The 14,351-nt window shown below is 44.3% G+C and carries 17 protein-coding genes; 7 read left to right on the forward strand and 10 right to left on the reverse strand.

All coding sequences use genetic code 11. From position 1 onward, the window contains the following. Positions 1 to 7 precede the first annotated feature (7 nt). From L0M14_RS17460 to L0M14_RS17480, 5 genes are all read right to left on the reverse strand, one after another. Positions 8 to 1,516, reverse strand: coding sequence for an adenylate/guanylate cyclase domain-containing protein (locus L0M14_RS17460; RefSeq protein WP_311198729.1), 1,509 nt, complete (start codon positions 1,514 to 1,516; stop codon positions 8 to 10). Then, a complete protein-coding gene (locus tag L0M14_RS17465; RefSeq protein ID WP_235117935.1) occupies positions 1,429 to 1,860 on the reverse strand; it encodes a CHASE2 domain-containing protein in 432 nt (143 codons plus the stop codon). The genes L0M14_RS17460 and L0M14_RS17465 overlap by 88 nt, the downstream gene beginning before the upstream one ends. A 170-nt stretch (positions 1,861 to 2,030) precedes the next feature. Then, positions 2,031 to 2,264 (reverse strand): ferredoxin, encoded by a 234-nt coding sequence (locus L0M14_RS17470; RefSeq protein WP_235117936.1) that lies wholly within the window; start codon positions 2,262 to 2,264, stop codon positions 2,031 to 2,033. Positions 2,265 to 2,337: 73 nt separating this feature from the next. Continuing rightward, positions 2,338 to 2,829, reverse strand: a complete 492-nt coding sequence (gene mobB, locus L0M14_RS17475; RefSeq protein ID WP_235117937.1) for a molybdopterin-guanine dinucleotide biosynthesis protein B — start codon at positions 2,827 to 2,829, stop codon at positions 2,338 to 2,340. 5 nt (positions 2,830 to 2,834) lie between these two features. Continuing rightward, complete coding sequence (locus L0M14_RS17480; protein WP_235117938.1) at positions 2,835 to 4,139, reverse strand: DNA polymerase IV; 1,305 nt, start codon at positions 4,137 to 4,139, stop codon at positions 2,835 to 2,837. Positions 4,140 to 4,373: 234 nt separating this feature from the next. On the opposite strand from L0M14_RS17480, the gene cimA reads away from it, so the two are divergent. After that, a complete protein-coding gene (gene cimA / locus L0M14_RS17485) occupies positions 4,374 to 5,993 on the forward strand; it encodes a citramalate synthase (RefSeq protein ID WP_235117939.1) in 1,620 nt (539 codons plus the stop codon). 62 nt (positions 5,994 to 6,055) lie between these two features. Here cimA and L0M14_RS17490 read toward each other — a convergent pair whose 3' ends face one another. After that, positions 6,056 to 6,595: a TlpA family protein disulfide reductase gene (locus tag L0M14_RS17490; RefSeq protein WP_235117940.1), complete on the reverse strand. Its 540-nt coding sequence runs from the start codon at positions 6,593 to 6,595 to the stop codon at positions 6,056 to 6,058. Between the two features lie 134 nt (positions 6,596 to 6,729). Between L0M14_RS17490 and L0M14_RS32005 the strand changes: the two genes are divergently transcribed. From L0M14_RS32005 to L0M14_RS32020, 4 genes are all read left to right on the forward strand, one after another. Next, entirely contained in the window at positions 6,730 to 7,212 is a 483-nt protein-coding gene (locus tag L0M14_RS32005; RefSeq protein WP_350340474.1) for an MFS transporter, read from the forward strand. Then, positions 7,196 to 7,585 carry an MFS transporter gene (locus L0M14_RS32010; RefSeq protein ID WP_350340475.1) on the forward strand — a complete coding sequence of 130 codons (390 nt, stop codon included), beginning with the start codon at positions 7,196 to 7,198 and terminating at the stop codon, positions 7,583 to 7,585. The genes L0M14_RS32005 and L0M14_RS32010 overlap by 17 nt, the downstream gene beginning before the upstream one ends. Next, a complete protein-coding gene (locus L0M14_RS32015) occupies positions 7,519 to 8,034 on the forward strand; it encodes an MFS transporter (RefSeq protein ID WP_350340476.1) in 516 nt (171 codons plus the stop codon). The genes L0M14_RS32010 and L0M14_RS32015 overlap by 67 nt, the downstream gene beginning before the upstream one ends. A gap of 111 nt (positions 8,035 to 8,145) precedes the next feature. Continuing rightward, positions 8,146 to 8,550 (forward strand): M67 family metallopeptidase, encoded by a 405-nt coding sequence (locus tag L0M14_RS32020; RefSeq protein ID WP_350340477.1) that lies wholly within the window; start codon positions 8,146 to 8,148, stop codon positions 8,548 to 8,550. On the opposite strand, the gene L0M14_RS17500 is transcribed toward L0M14_RS32020, so the two are convergent. The 3 genes from L0M14_RS17500 to L0M14_RS17510 all read right to left on the reverse strand — a co-directional run bounded on the left by L0M14_RS17500 (position 8,547) and on the right by L0M14_RS17510 (position 11,836). Then, positions 8,547 to 9,281, reverse strand: coding sequence for an exonuclease domain-containing protein (locus L0M14_RS17500; protein ID WP_235117941.1), 735 nt, complete (start codon positions 9,279 to 9,281; stop codon positions 8,547 to 8,549). The genes L0M14_RS32020 and L0M14_RS17500 overlap by 4 nt on opposite strands. A 32-nt stretch (positions 9,282 to 9,313) precedes the next feature. Then, on the reverse strand, positions 9,314 to 10,309 hold the full coding sequence (locus L0M14_RS17505; protein WP_235117942.1) for a DUF294 nucleotidyltransferase-like domain-containing protein: 996 nt from the start codon (positions 10,307 to 10,309) through the stop codon (positions 9,314 to 9,316). 144 nt (positions 10,310 to 10,453) lie between these two features. Then, on the reverse strand, positions 10,454 to 11,836 hold the full coding sequence (locus tag L0M14_RS17510) for an ammonium transporter (protein WP_235117943.1): 1,383 nt from the start codon (positions 11,834 to 11,836) through the stop codon (positions 10,454 to 10,456). Positions 11,837 to 12,146: 310 nt separating this feature from the next. On the opposite strand from L0M14_RS17510, the gene L0M14_RS17515 reads away from it, so the two are divergent. After that, a complete protein-coding gene (locus L0M14_RS17515; RefSeq protein WP_235117944.1) occupies positions 12,147 to 12,587 on the forward strand; it encodes a MerR family transcriptional regulator in 441 nt (146 codons plus the stop codon). Between the two features lie 20 nt (positions 12,588 to 12,607). Beyond that, a complete protein-coding gene (locus tag L0M14_RS17520) occupies positions 12,608 to 13,297 on the forward strand; it encodes a zinc metallopeptidase (protein WP_235117945.1) in 690 nt (229 codons plus the stop codon). Between the two features lie 68 nt (positions 13,298 to 13,365). On the opposite strand, the gene L0M14_RS17525 is transcribed toward L0M14_RS17520, so the two are convergent. After that, positions 13,366 to 14,259, reverse strand: coding sequence for a glutamate biosynthesis transcriptional regulator GltC (locus L0M14_RS17525; protein WP_235117946.1), 894 nt, complete (start codon positions 14,257 to 14,259; stop codon positions 13,366 to 13,368). Between the last annotated feature and the right edge of the window lie 92 nt (positions 14,260 to 14,351).

Here is a 14,351-nt window from a genome sequence, read left to right on the forward strand (position 1 = left end):
CCTCTTCCTACAAATGTCCTAACACTTCATACACCATAACAGGTTTTTCTTTCCCCTTAACTTTGATCTCGCCCACCGCTTCAATCTGAAATAAGTCCTTCACTCTGGCATACGTATTTTCACTGATCAAAATTTGCCCAGGTTTGGCATTCGATTCTAATCGTGCAGACAAGTTAACCGTGTCGCCGATCGCCGTATAATCCAGCCTTAAATCTTCAGATCCGATATTGCCTACTACGGCTGGACCACTGTTGATGCCAAGACCGAACTTGACGCCGATACCGTACATTTCAATCAATTTCTGTTCTAGAATGTTCGCTTGACTCTTCATTTCGATAGCAGCCCTTACTGCCATTTCTGGGTGGTTATCATATTCGATAGGAGCTCCGAACATCGCCATAACGCCATCCCCGATAAATTTATCCAGTGTGCCGTTAAACTTGAAGATTGCCTTTGTACATACATCAAGGTATTCGTTTAACACTTGAATAACCTGCTCCGGTTCCAAGCGTTCGGACATCGGCGTGAATCCGCGGATATCCACAAAGATAAGTGAGATATCCTTTCTGCTTCCCCCGAGCTTGACATCCTCCCCGGATTGGAGCAGTTCATCTACGACAGACTTAGAGACAAATCGACCGAAAATGCCCGTAACTCGATTTCTCTCTTTCCGTTCAGATAAGTAATGACTGACAATTGACCATATATATATCGTCACTAATGTGAAGACCGGATAGATCATTGGAAAAAATGTATTCCAAACCGTGTACATCACAAACCATACGAGTATGTAGATGACGAACAAGCTTATGAACAGGATCAAAGCTGCCTTGCCCTTATATCTTTCAAATAAGAACGCAGCGAGAATCCCCATCAATACAATGATTGTAACGCCTGTTGTTTTGCTGGAATCCTTGTAAAATTTGCTTTCCAGCAGCGTTTGAATCATATTCGCATGAATTTCAATCCCGAACATTTTGACCGAGCTTATTGGAGTTGGATATTCATCCTGCATCGCTGTCACAAACGGCCCTACCAGTACAATAGCACCTTCGGGTAAAGGAATGCCGTCCTTGCTGTTAAGTACATCCACGAAAGAGAGCGATTCGTACCCTGTATCTGTACCTATCTTTTGTCTGGGCTTGGAGTAAAACTCAGTAGTGACCTGGTTTTTCTCATTGGTTGGTATCACTGTATCGCCGCGCGTCCAAATCCCGGATACCGGGTCTCTTTTAATTTTCTCTTGATCCGATAATACTAGATTTGCGAGCGCAGCACTGAAAGCAGGTATGTATTGATTATTTTCATCGGGCAAACCTACCGGCAGCTTGCGAGCCTTACCATCTTTATCGACAAAAACATTAATATGCGCCATTTGGTTTTTATCCGTTGTTAACGTGCTGGAAGGATAGTCTATCTTTTCAGGGATCAGATCACCAGCGGATTGCTGAGTAGCGGGGTAATTGATTTGAATTGGTAAGATGACATTATGATATTTGGCCAAAACATCTGCCAATGCTTGATCATCTGCGGGGGGTTTTTGGAAGGCTCTGCCATAACGACGTCAATACCGATTGCAGCCGCTCCGGATTGCTCCAGCTTTTCAATAATTTGCGCATAAATTGCACGGTCCCACGGAAATTTCCCAATCGCCTTTAAGGATTTGTCGTCAATTTTTACAATCTTAATGCGATCCTCAGGTTCTCTTTCGTCAACCGACTTCGTTTTACGCAAGAAATCTTGCAGCGGCTCTTCGATGTAAGACAACCTGCCAACAGATCCAGCGGTGTATAAAAATGTCGAAAAAACGATCAACACCAATGTTGCTGCAAGCGGCTGAATCCAGTTCTTCTTGCCCATATGTTCCTCCTGTATATGTACTAGCTTCATTGTAAAATGGGGATTGCAAATTGGCAATCAAATGTTCCAGCAATCTACAAAATGTATCACAAAAAAAGCCCGATCCCTCAACAGGAATCGAGCTTCTTCGACATCTGCGAGCATGCCCGCAAACGTAGACTTTGTTAATATTAGTTAAAAGGTGAATCTGCAACTTTGATGGAATCCGTAGGGCAACCATCTTGTGCATCCTGCAGATCATCGTACAAATCTTCAGGAATTTCTGTTACACCTTTGTTGCCATCATTTTCGAAAATAACTTCAGCCAAACCTTCATCGTCATAATCGTAGATGTCAGGTGCAGTTGCTCCACATGCGCCGCAAGCGATGCAGGTTTCTTTTTCTACCCAAGTATACTTAGCCATTCTGAACTCCTCCTCAATATATCCTCAGAATAAAATATAATATAAAAGTTTATAAAGTTCAAACTTTTAATATCTATTTGTTAGTAAAATACAATTCCAGGAAATTCACGATCTCAGCTGCAGCGTTTAGATGAAACACCGAAATATTCAAGTCCAACCCTTGCATATCTGTGGCTGCCGCAATAGGTTTTGGATCTAATTGCTCGATGATGGACATCTGCATTTCATTTCTGAACACTGCGATCTTAGGATGTTGTTCTGATTTGAAGCCTTCAATGACTACATAATCCGATTTCGGAATGCTCTGTATCGCCGCTCCTAATGATGAATCGGTTTGTTTCATGGTCATGTGGAACGCATCGGGTGACACAGTTACCACCGTATCTGCACCTGACTTCATGAAGACATCCGAATCTGAACCTTCCGCTTCTTTATAATGCCCATGAGCGTCATGCTTCAATACAGCAACACGGTATCCACGTATTTGCAGCTCACATACAATCTTCGAGATTAGTGTAGTCTTTCCGCTATTCGAATAACCCGCAAAGCCGATGATATGAGTCATCCCGTTTACTCCTCCTTTCCATGCAGAGGATTGTTCTTTAAATGATCCATTTGCAAGGAGGTTCCTCTCGCTTTATGATTTCTAATCATCGTTGAAGGATCTTCTCCCAGCATACCTGCCGTTAGAATTGCATTTTCCCCAAATTTATCACGCAGCTTGTCCATAATTCGGTTAAGCTCATCTCGACGAGGCTGCTTCTCATAATCAAACATATCCAGTTGAATAGCAGTCTCTTTTTTTCCGGATAAATTTTGAAGCGTTATACCTAACAAGCGGATAGGCTTGCCTTCATCCCAATGGTAATCGAAGAGCTTACAAGCAGTCTTGTACACGTCATCCATATTATCCGTCGGTGTCTCCAAGGTCAATGAACGGGTAATTGTTCTCATATTGGGATCTCTGATCGTGATCTGCACAGTGGAAGCCACCAATTGCTGACGCCTCAACCTTCTTGCCACCTGATCGGCCACATTTAAGAAAATGCGGTGTGCTTCTTTAGATTCCGTACAATCCTGCGGCAAAGTGGTAGTATGACCGATTGACTTGCTCTGTTCCTGCTCCGGATTCACCGGAGAGTGATCGATGCCGCCAGCCGACATGATTAAATGCGGACCTAGAATGCCAAAATGCTTACTCAGCCGGGACTCATCTGCCTGGGCGAGCTGACCAATCGTCATAATGCCCAGCTTGTTCAGCTTGTCCGCTGTTTTTTTGCCAATTCCATATAATTCATTGCAAGGTTTGCTCCAAAACAGTTGAGGAACGTCTCGCAAACGGATGATCGAGATGCCGTTTGGTTTTTTCATATCTGATCCCATTTTCGCAAGCAGCTTATTAGGAGCAATGCCGATCGAACATGGGAGCCTAAGCTCCTCCATAATCCGAAACTGAATCTGCTGTGCAATTTCAATGGGAGTCCCGAATTGCTTGGAGCCTGTAATATCAACAAAGCATTCATCAATGGACATGGATTCCACCATCGGCGAATAGCTGTAAGCGATTTGCATAAACCGTCTGGAAAAACTCCGGTAAAGCTCAAAATCTGGACGCAGAAGGATCAAGTCAGGGCATAGCACAAGAGCCTGTCTAACCTGCATACCAGTTCTGACACCTTTTGCCCTGGCAGCATACGAAGAAGTAACAATGATGCCTTTGCGAAGCTCTACGCTTCCCGCAACTGCAAGAGGCTTACCTTTATAAGAGGCCGGGTCAACAGCTTCGTGAACCGAGCAGTAAAACGCGTTCATATCAATATGCAGGATGACTCTGCCCTTTTTGGGATAATGCTCATGCGTGGATTGGATGCTCATACTTGTCTCCTTCCGACTGCATGTTTCAGCGTCTACTGAGATCTCTTCATCCTCAGCATACAAAAAAACATTCTGCCCTTCAAACGTAATTTTGCTAAATTGTATCCTAAGTTGTGTCCTTAGTATGGGAATTATGCTATAATTACTAATTATACATTAGCGCTTTAAAGCAAACGTTTTCTACAACACATACTGCGTATCGTCAGTCAGCTGCTAGCTTTTAAGGAGGAAGCCATGTCAACATCAGTCAAAATCTTCGATACTACCTTACGTGACGGAACTCAAGGTGAAGGAATCAGCCTTTCCGTAGAGGACAAAATCAAAATCGCCTTGAAGCTCGATGAGCTGGGCGTTCATTATATTGAAGGCGGATGGCCCGGAAGCAACAGCAAGGATATTGAGTTTTTCGACCGCGTTAGGGATATGCAATTTCAAAATGCCAAAATCACAGCATTCGGAAGCACGCGCCGTAAAGACTCCAAACCTGAAGATGACATCAACTTGAACAGGCTTGTGGAATCAGGTGTCAAGGTCGCTACGATCTTCGGCAAATCATGGGATTTCCATGTTCATACAGCCATTCAAACTACACTTGAAGAGAACCTGGCCATGATCTATGACTCGGTACATTATCTGAAAAGCAAGGGACTCGAAGTCATTTATGACGCAGAGCATTTTTTCGACGGCTACAAGAACAATTCCGAATACGCCATGCAAACCATCAAGAAAGCTCAGGAAGCCGGTGCGGATTGGATTGTACTGTGCGATACGAATGGCGGATCCTTGCCGCAGGAAATCACTTCGATTGTAACAGCTGTCAAATCGAGCATCAATACACCAGTGGGCATCCACGCACATAATGATTGCGAACTAGCTGTAGCTAATAGTTTGGCTGCCGTACAAGCCGGTGCCAGACAAGTTCAAGGGACAATCAATGGCTATGGAGAGCGCTGCGGCAATGCCAACTTAAGCTCCATCATCCCGAATCTTCAACTGAAGCTGGACTATGAGGTCATTTCGGAGGAGCAATTAAAATCTTTAACTCAAGTTTCCCGCTATGTCAGTGAAATCGCCAATATGCACATGCCGGTTAACCAGCCATATGTCGGCAACGCTGCATTCGCCCATAAAGGCGGCATTCATGTGTCGGCCATCCTGAAGGCCGCTAGCACCTACGAGCATATCACGCCAGAGCTCGTCGGCAACAAGCAGCGCGTGCTCGTCTCTGAATTAGCAGGACAAAGCAATGTATTGGTCAAGGCGCAAGAATTAAACCTGGATTTCAACAAAGAGCATCAAAAAACGAAAGAAATCATTGAGAAAATCAAAGACCTCGAGCATCAAGGCTATCAGTTCGAAGGTGCCGACGCTTCACTTGAGCTTCTGCTCCGCGAAGCTTTCGAGGGACTTGAAGAGATTTTCACTTTAGAATCCTTCAAAATGCTTGTAGAGAAAAGCGCCAATCATTCTGTCGTGTCGGAAGCGATCGTGAAAGTAAAAGTACACGGTGAGACCATTTATACCGCGGCAGAAGGCAACGGACCAGTCAATGCACTGGATAACGCTTTAAGAAAAGCTCTCGTTCAGTACTACCCGGATATCCAGCAGGTACATTTGTCGGATTACAAGGTGCGCGTCTTGGATGAGAAAGATGCTACTGCCGCGAAAGTCAGGGTCTTAATGGAATCCACCGATTTCAACAGCACATGGAGCACGTTAGGTGTATCAAGCAACATTATTGAAGCAAGCTGGTATGCGCTGACCGACAGCTTACGATACGCTTTACTCGGGAAAACAAAAGTAGAACCTGCTAACAAGGACCAACAAGAACGTCTTGGTCTAGTCAATCATTAATACAAAAACAAAAGCTGCATCGAACCTGGACAAAAGCCAGAAATTCGACTGCAGCTTTTTTTCTATGTGCTCTTAATCAATTGACTAATTTTCTTATCCAATTCCTTCGGAGAAACGACATGAATGACATCGCGCACTACACCATTTTTATCAATTAAAAAGCTTGTAGGAATCGCGATTACCTTATAAGTATCTGCATTGGTCCCCTGCTTGTCTAGCAAGACTGGAAACGGGTACTTATATTGTTCAACGAATTTCTTGATATTCTCGATTTTATCACCCGGTGTTACATTAACAGCGTATAGATCGAATTGCCCTTCGTATTTTTTATATACATCCACTAATTCCGGAGCTTCTTCCTCACACGGCCCGCACCAGGACGCCCAAAAGTTAACAAGCATAGGCTTATCCCTGGCTCCGCCAACGGTATATTCTTTACCGTCTAGTCCTGTCAGCGTGAACGTCGGCGCCAAATAGTTCGTCTGTGGCGCTTCTTCCGCTGGGAGACTTGTCTGCCGGTCGGAATTGCTTACACTTTGGTATACGGCTAATCCGGCTAAAATAACAACGATGGCTAAGATAAAGCCATTCTTCTTCCACATAGTGCACCTCCACTCTGTCTATATTATCTCCAAAAGCTCGACAATTCCAACATCTGAAGAAAATTTTAAGAATGCAGAGACATCGTTAGGGAGAAAGTAAGGGTACAACTTTATAGCCACAAAGGAGCCGAGCGATGGAGAAGACAAAGAACAGACGGCTTGACATCGTATTTGAGAGTGAACTCTTTGATAAAACCAACAAAACGAATGTCAAGAAAAGCGACGAGAAAGAAGACAAGAATGCCGCTAAAGGATTAATTTGGCAGTTTATTGCGATTGCTACTATTCCGTTAGTGCTTGTTTTAGGGAACTCAATGCTTGTGCCCATTCTACCTCAACTGCAAGATGAATTAGGAATCACACGCTTTCAAAGCAGCCTGGTCATTTCTTTATTTTCCGTCACTGCAGGTCTTATTATCCCGATATCCGGATACCTTTCTGATCGATTTTCCCGGAAATCAGTCATCATTCCTTCTCTTATCATCTATGGAGCAGCAGGTGTCCTTGCAGGTTTTGGCGCGATATGGAAGTCGTATACGATTCTTATTATGGCCAGGGCTTTACAAGGCATAGGCGCCGCAGGAACCGCCCCCAATCGCGATGGCACTCGTAGGTGATTTGTACAAGGGAGCTACAGAAAGTAAAGCTCTAGGCCTCACAGAAGCCTCTAACGGCGCAGGTAAGGTACTAAGCCCTATTATCGGTTCCTTGCTAGCTTTAATCGTGTGGTTCACTCCTTTTTTCGCATTTCCGATTTTTTGCGTGTTATCTTTGTTAGCCGTTATTTTCATCATCAAAGAACCTAAACAAAAGAAAAAACCGCAGCCTCTTAAACAATATATCGGACAGATCGGCAGCATTCTGAAAAAAAGGGAAGATGGCTCATCACCTCATTCTTTGCCGGATCTCTGGCCTTATTTATTTTGTTCGGCGTACTCTTTTATCTGTCAGATATCCTGGAAGAGCCGCCTCATAATATCGACGGAGTGAAAAAAGGGCTAGTGTTAGCTATCCCTTTGCTTGGAATGGTTATAACCTCCTATACAACAGGAGCACTGATCAAAAAGAACGGTACGCTTATGCGGTGGCTAATCAATATTGGTTTAGCCTTGATGACCGTTTCGCTTGCATTAACGATTTTCTTCAATACAAATCTCTATATCTTCATTGGCCTTCTTACTATAAGCGCTATTGGCACCGGCTTGCTGCTTCCTTGTCTGAATACGATGATCACAGGCTCTGTAGAAAAAGAACAGCGCGGCATGATCACTTCCATATATAGCAGCCTTCGTTTTATCGGCGTTGCCTTTGGTCCGCCAATTTTTGGATGGTTAATGAAAATATCTCATCAAACCGTTTTTATTACTGTTTCCACCCTATCACTGATCACACTCGGACTTGTCTTCTTCTTGATCAAACCTAAAGGCCAGATTAGCTAGTTCTTCATAGAGAGAGGCAGATGTAACTGAGTCTGTCTTTTTCTCTTCTTATCACATATAATACCTTCTAAGATAAAAAGAAGGAGACCCACTATGTGCAGACACGTATTCATGCGGAAAGAATTGCTTAATAGTTTGATAAAGAACTCTTGCGAGAAACTGCCCGCTGAATCGTGTGGATTCTTACTGGGAAACATACAGAGTCGATGTTATGAGGTTCTCTCTTTCATCCCGGTTCCCAACATATCCAAGCAATCCCAAACTCATTTTACCATGGATCCAGCTGTTTCAATTCCAATTCTTACAAACGCTACCCACAGTATCCTTGGCATTTACCATTCCCATCCTACAGCAGCAGCAGAACCCTCAAGCTTAGATACAAGCACATTGTGGCACACATTCCCTTTGTATGGCATCATTTCACTTCAAAACGCAGATCGACCCCATATGCAATTTTATGAAATAAAAAAAGCCGCCCCAATCTCCTTCAACAAACTTTCGTTTGAGAGTGATTAGTAATGGCTTAACAGCGCATATAAGTCCCCTAGTGTGTCCACATTTCTAGACTTAATTTCTTCCATAAATTTCGACCATAATTGGGCTGTCATCAGAGAATCCTCTAACGCGTGATGCCTCTTCGTGACAGGTATTTGATAGGTGTCGAGCAATGCATCCAAGCTCAAATCTTTCCTCTTCGGCATGAGCCACTTTGCGATCATCATGGTATCAAGCACACGATGTGACAAACTTACCTTCGATGTTTTCCAGAGAGCTGCATTCAAGAAATTTTTATCATGACCGGTTGCGTGTGCTACTAGAACCTTTTGTCCGACAAATTCCAAAAACTCTCTCAAAACCTGAATGAGGTCTGGAGAATCCTGTGCCATTTCATTGGTTATCCCTGTTAGTTCAATGATATCTTCAGGAATTTTCCTCTTAGGATTTACCACACTATAAAAGGTGTTCCCATGCTCAATCTTATCGCCAATTACCGAAACTGCCCCAAATGAAATAATTTCATCTCCATTATATGGAGAGAAACCTGTTGTCTCCAGGTCAAAGACAGCTATCTCCATGGAATGGAGCGGCATATCAAACAGTGAATTCTTCCTCTGTTCTTTCAACATGGAACGAATAAATGCCATCTGCTGTGCGTTTTGCGCGTCGAACATAGAAGTAATAGCGGGTGTAATGCCTCCCATCTTATACAAGTGCCACATCCTGCCGGCGGGACGCATATCCTTCATAGCCTTTCACCTCTTCCACCGATCCGTCCAAATTAACCTTTTTCTCTATCTACCCGCGTATCTATGGATTTACTAACATACTTTTGCAAATCCATGCCAATCTTAAGACAGAACTTCAACTCCAGCTTGCAATCCTTCGTCAGCTGTTCGGCTGAAATTTTACTTCTTGTCGTATAATATCCGCCTTCCAATTGAAACGGAGTCTGATCCCTCAGCTTCACGGCAATGGCAAACGCCTCGCGCCAGCTTTGAATGAGCCCCTCAGGCACGGCCGATGCTTCAAGCAGTTTATTCATTCGCCCTATTGTCGATGATTCGGTGATACCGGACTGTATAGCAAGCAGCCTAATTCCATTCACAATCGGAATATACGCTCCATATTTGATATCAAATCCTCCTGCATCTTCCCCGTATCGCTCCGTAATTAATTGACCAAATACCCCTAACGAAATCTTGTGGTGAAGTGTGTTCGACAGCAGGCTTTTGAGAATAAGCGGATGCTGCCTCACATACCCAAGAAGCTCTGCCCTTAGTTGCTCTACCAGCTCATTCGATCCATACACACAGCGCATATCAGCAACAATTAACAAGTACCGTACGCTTTCCCAATTGGGATTCTCAAGCCATTCCCTTAACATCAAGCTGTAAGCTGAACAAGATTTTCTCCATTGCTTATTACTCGAGACCACATTCCCCTGACAAGGCGGATAGCCAAGCACATGAAGACCCTGTAAGATACAAGCCACCAATTCTGAAAAGTAATCTTCCAGCTCTTCTTCGGTATGGTGAGGTGACTCTTCATAAATAAATCCGTTGTCTTGGTCACTCCACAGCGTTTGTTCACTCCTGCCCCCGCTGCCAAACAACATGAACGCATATCGGACCGGAGGCTTCCCAAAACCTTGATCCTCCAACATTTGTTCAGAAAGCTCAACTGTTCTTCGGATCAACGTATCATGGAACAAGTTAATCTCACAGTTCGTCTCTTCGGAATAGGGAAAAAAGGAGATGCTCCCGAAACATCTCATGCACCTGATCCCTGGTTATTCGCATTTCATCAAAATGCTCAGATAAATGAATGCGTTCCATGATCTGTTCCAATGAGAGATGTTTCATGTTGCATCCCCTCGCTCTAGTCAGTAATCGACAGTAGTATAATCAGTACTTTTTGTTTAAACAGAAACTCCGCTTTGATTTGCTTTTTTCATTTGTTCAGGATAGCCGTAGGAACCATGTTCAGACAAATCCAAACCGATGATTTCTTCCTCTTCCGTTACACGAAGGCCTACCGTTGCTTTCACAATTCCTAGAATAATGAAGGACAATACAATAACGAATGCGAATGCTCCGAATACACCCAGAGCTTGAATACCAAGTTGGTGGAATCCGCCGCCATAGAATAAACCAGGACCGCCGATCGCTACTTTCTCAGCCAATTCTGGCGTTGCGAACAAACCAGTGGATAACGTCCCCCAAATACCTGCAATACCGTGTACGGAGAATGCGAAGATCGGATCGTCAATACCCGCCTTTTCAAACCATTGAGCCGTGAAGAAGGTAAGGATACCGGATACCGCACCGATTACGATAGCCGCCCAAGTATCTACGAACGCACAAGCCGCAGTGATTGCAACAAGTGCTGCGAGAACACCATTCAACATGCTAGGAATATCCGCTTTACCGAAGTAAATCCAAGAGATAACAAGCGCTGCAACACCGCCTGCCGCGGCTGCCATGTTTGTTGTTAAAGCAACATAACCGAAGAATCCGTCACCCATAGCACTTACGGTACTACCCGCGTTGAATCCGAACCAGCCAATCCAAAGAATGATAACACCCAGAACGGACAGGACTTGGTTATGTCCAGGGATCAAGTTTACTGTTTTGTCTTTATTATATTTGCCAATACGCGGCTTCAGCAAGATTGTTGCCACAAGTGCCGCTGTTGCGCCTTGCAAGTGAACAACTGTGGAGCCTGCAAAGTCTTGCATTCCAAGCTGAGCCAGCCAACCTCCGCCCCATACCCAGTGAGCAACAATCGGATAAATGACTACTGTGAACAAAATACTGAAGATAAAGTAAACAGAAAGCTTCGCTCTCTCAGCAAATCCGCCCCAAGCAATGGCAAGCGATACGCCAGCAAAGGCCAATTGAAACAAGAACTTAATGGAAATAGGAACATCCGCTGCAGCCAAGGAGCTAAATGCCGCCTTCGCTTGATCCTCAAGTCCGGAAACGAAGAATCCTGTTTCACCGAAGAAGGAGTTGCCATCACCAAAGGCTAAACCAAAACCGATGGCCCAGAAAGCAATCGCGCAAATACCGAAAGTTAGAATTGTTTTACCTGCTACGTGTCCGGCATTTTTCATTCTAGTAGAACCTGCTTCCAGCAGTGCGAAACCGGCTTGCATGAAGATAACTAAGACAGCTGCCAGCATAACCCAAACGGCATTGACTGCACTCGCTAATTGCGGCGTTGTCGGATCATCTGCAAACGCCAGAGTCGGGAACAATAATGACATGAGACCAAAAGCTAACACAAACTTCTTCACCATACGACCACTTCCCTTAATGTTAGTTTTTATAACACGCAATGAAATTCTTAATGTCATTATATACAGGAAGGTATAGTTTGACAATAGGATATTCACGAAAAAAATGAAAAAAACGAAAATAAACCTAACATGTTACATGCATAATTCGTGTTTCCCTTCATATACAGAAGTCAATGTTAAGGAATCTGCCGAGAATGCCTATTCCCGCACCTGCCAATAAAAGCATTACGTTTGACTGTACGGTTTGGAATCAGTTATCATTAAGTATAGTAGAAGCAACAAACCAAACATGGAGTAGAGGTGATTGTTAATGGGGAACGCAAAGCTCTATAAAATCGGAGAATTAGCCAAGCTTAGCGATGTCAGTCCTCGAACGATTGATTACTACACCAAGCTGGGATTGATTGAACCGGAAAAACGGTCTGATACCAATTACCGATTGTACAGCGATGAAACTTTGAGCTTGCTGAGGCGTATTGAACTCATGAAGAACGAGAAGTATACCTTAGAGGAAATCAAAGCGAGTCTGCAGCAGTTAAATAAAGTATCTCCAGACGACTCGGTGAGAGATAAGCTGACATCAATTCAACTTCACTTGGAGCAGGTTGTGAAAGAAGCCAAGGAATTGGATCCGATCATTCAGCAGCTTAAGCCCAGTCAAATGAAAAAACTTTATAAGATTCTTACGCAGCCCACCGCTGCCTGCATTGAGGCGCTTGTGATCCTCCTGGGCAAAAATCCATTCTCATAAATTGATTTGGAGGAATGCACATGTTTTTTCACCCGATGGATTTTCTCATTATTATTGCATTCGCACTTTCCATGTGGGCTTCGTTCCGCGTAAGGGGAACATTCAACAAATGGTCGGACGTACCTGTGTATTCAGGCATGACAGGCGCCCAAGCGGCCAGACGAATGCTTGATGCTAACGGCTTGTATGATGTACCCATTGAGGTAGTCCCCGGCGCACTCAGCGACCATTACGACCCTCTTGCAAGAGTTGTCCGTCTTTCCGAGGCTGTTTATTATCAAAACTCCGTTTCAGCTGTATCCGTAGCTTGCCATGAAGTGGGGCATGCCATTCAGCATAAGGTTCATTATCCGATGCTCGTGCTTCGCCATCAAATGTTTCCCGTTGTAAATTTCGCTTCAGGCGTAGCACCGTTTCTGATATTGGCGGGTTTCCTCTTTCAACAAATCCCTTGGCTTCTCGGACTTGGTATTATTTTCTTCTCTGCTGCAGTTGCTTTTCAATTAGTCACTCTGCCTGTCGAATTCAATGCCAGCTCCCGAGCTCGTGAGCTCATGGTTGCCGAAGGCTTCATAACCAATCAGGAGGAACGCGGAGTCGCCAAAGTGCTCAACGCCGCTGCTCTCACTTACGTTGCTGCCGCTCTCATATCCATATTGGAGCTGCTCAAATATATTATGATATTCAACAGCCGCAGCGATGACGAATAAAGGTAAACTAAAAAAGCTTTTCGGTCCCGCCCTCTAAGGGAGATACCGGAAAGCTTCTTCTTTTCGCATTATTTAAGAATTTGAAAATAATCAAATAAAAATCGACGAAACACATCTGCAACAAGCGGCAGCTTTTGCTCGTTTCTACGAATAAGACCGACTGTACGGGTGACCTGCGGGTCCGTAACCCTTATTTTCGCCGGCTGCATAATTCCGCCTTCCATCAGCGCCATACTTGGCAGCAGGCTGACTCCCATACCTGCAGCAACTAACCCTCTGATCGTATCGGTTTCTTCACCTTCAAATTCGATCTTGGGCGTGAAACCAGCTTTCACACATGCTTCCATCACAATCGAACGCAGCGTGTACTCCTCGCTGAACATCACAAAGGAATCATCTTTAAGCTGTTGAAGTCGGATCGAATTGTAATCCGCAAGAATATGATTGGGAGGGAGGATGGCAAACAACTCTTCTGTAAGCAGGATTTCTCCGGTGACATAATCATGAGACTCAGGAAATGGGGAAATAAATGCGAGATCCAGCTCACCTTTCGAAACATCCCGAATCAGACTATTATACGTCCCTTGACGAAGTCTAAACTTCACATTAGGATGGTCCTTCTTAAAAGCAGCAATGACGGAAGGAAGCAAATGAATGACCAAGCTATGCGGAAAACCAATTCGAATTTCGCCGGCCTCGGGATCAAGAAATTCGTGAATTTCTCCGACCGCTCGCTCCAAATCCGTTAAAATCCCTTCCACTCGGCTCAAGAATAACTGTCCGACTGACGTCAAATGAAGGTTACGCCCCTTCTGTACAAAAAGACTTACTCCTAGCTCTTCTTCCAATAAGTGAATCTGACGGCTGACAGCCGATTGCGCCACGTGCATTTCCTCCGCAGCTTGCGTAACGTGCTGTTTTCTGGCTACTTTCACGAAATATTGCAATTGTCTTAGTTCCACATTCCAATCCTCCAACATCAACGGACAGCTAAAGAAAAATCTGAGGTCATACGGCTCTAATTATAGCTTTAGCACGGTAATTGGACAAGCCG

The sequence above is a fragment of the Paenibacillus hexagrammi genome, assembly GCF_021513275.1.
In the GTDB taxonomy this organism is placed as follows: domain Bacteria; phylum Bacillota; class Bacilli; order Paenibacillales; family NBRC-103111; genus Paenibacillus_E; species Paenibacillus_E hexagrammi.

Coding starts and splice junctions, on each gene's coding strand:
- L0M14_RS17465 (WP_235117935.1), bottom strand. CDS start 1,860: ATGGGCAAGAAGAACTGGATTCAGCCGCTTGCAGCAACATTGGTGTTG.
- L0M14_RS17470 (WP_235117936.1), bottom strand. CDS start 2,264: ATGGCTAAGTATACTTGGGTAGAAAAAGAAACCTGCATCGCTTGCGGC.
- mobB (WP_235117937.1), bottom strand. CDS start 2,829: ATGACTCATATCATCGGCTTTGCGGGTTATTCGAATAGCGGAAAGACT.
- L0M14_RS17480 (WP_235117938.1), bottom strand. CDS start 4,139: ATGAGCATCCAATCCACGCATGAGCATTATCCCAAAAAGGGCAGAGTC.
- cimA (WP_235117939.1), top strand. CDS start 4,374: ATGTCAACATCAGTCAAAATCTTCGATACTACCTTACGTGACGGAACT.
- L0M14_RS17490 (WP_235117940.1), bottom strand. CDS start 6,595: ATGTGGAAGAAGAATGGCTTTATCTTAGCCATCGTTGTTATTTTAGCC.
- L0M14_RS32005 (WP_350340474.1), top strand. CDS start 6,730: ATGGAGAAGACAAAGAACAGACGGCTTGACATCGTATTTGAGAGTGAA.
- L0M14_RS32010 (WP_350340475.1), top strand. CDS start 7,196: ATGGCACTCGTAGGTGATTTGTACAAGGGAGCTACAGAAAGTAAAGCT.
- L0M14_RS32020 (WP_350340477.1), top strand. CDS start 8,146: ATGCGGAAAGAATTGCTTAATAGTTTGATAAAGAACTCTTGCGAGAAA.
- L0M14_RS17500 (WP_235117941.1), bottom strand. CDS start 9,281: ATGAAGGATATGCGTCCCGCCGGCAGGATGTGGCACTTGTATAAGATG.
- L0M14_RS17505 (WP_235117942.1), bottom strand. CDS start 10,309: ATGAGATGTTTCGGGAGCATCTCCTTTTTTCCCTATTCCGAAGAGACG.
- L0M14_RS17510 (WP_235117943.1), bottom strand. CDS start 11,836: ATGGTGAAGAAGTTTGTGTTAGCTTTTGGTCTCATGTCATTATTGTTC.
- L0M14_RS17515 (WP_235117944.1), top strand. CDS start 12,147: ATGGGGAACGCAAAGCTCTATAAAATCGGAGAATTAGCCAAGCTTAGC.
- L0M14_RS17520 (WP_235117945.1), top strand. CDS start 12,608: ATGTTTTTTCACCCGATGGATTTTCTCATTATTATTGCATTCGCACTT.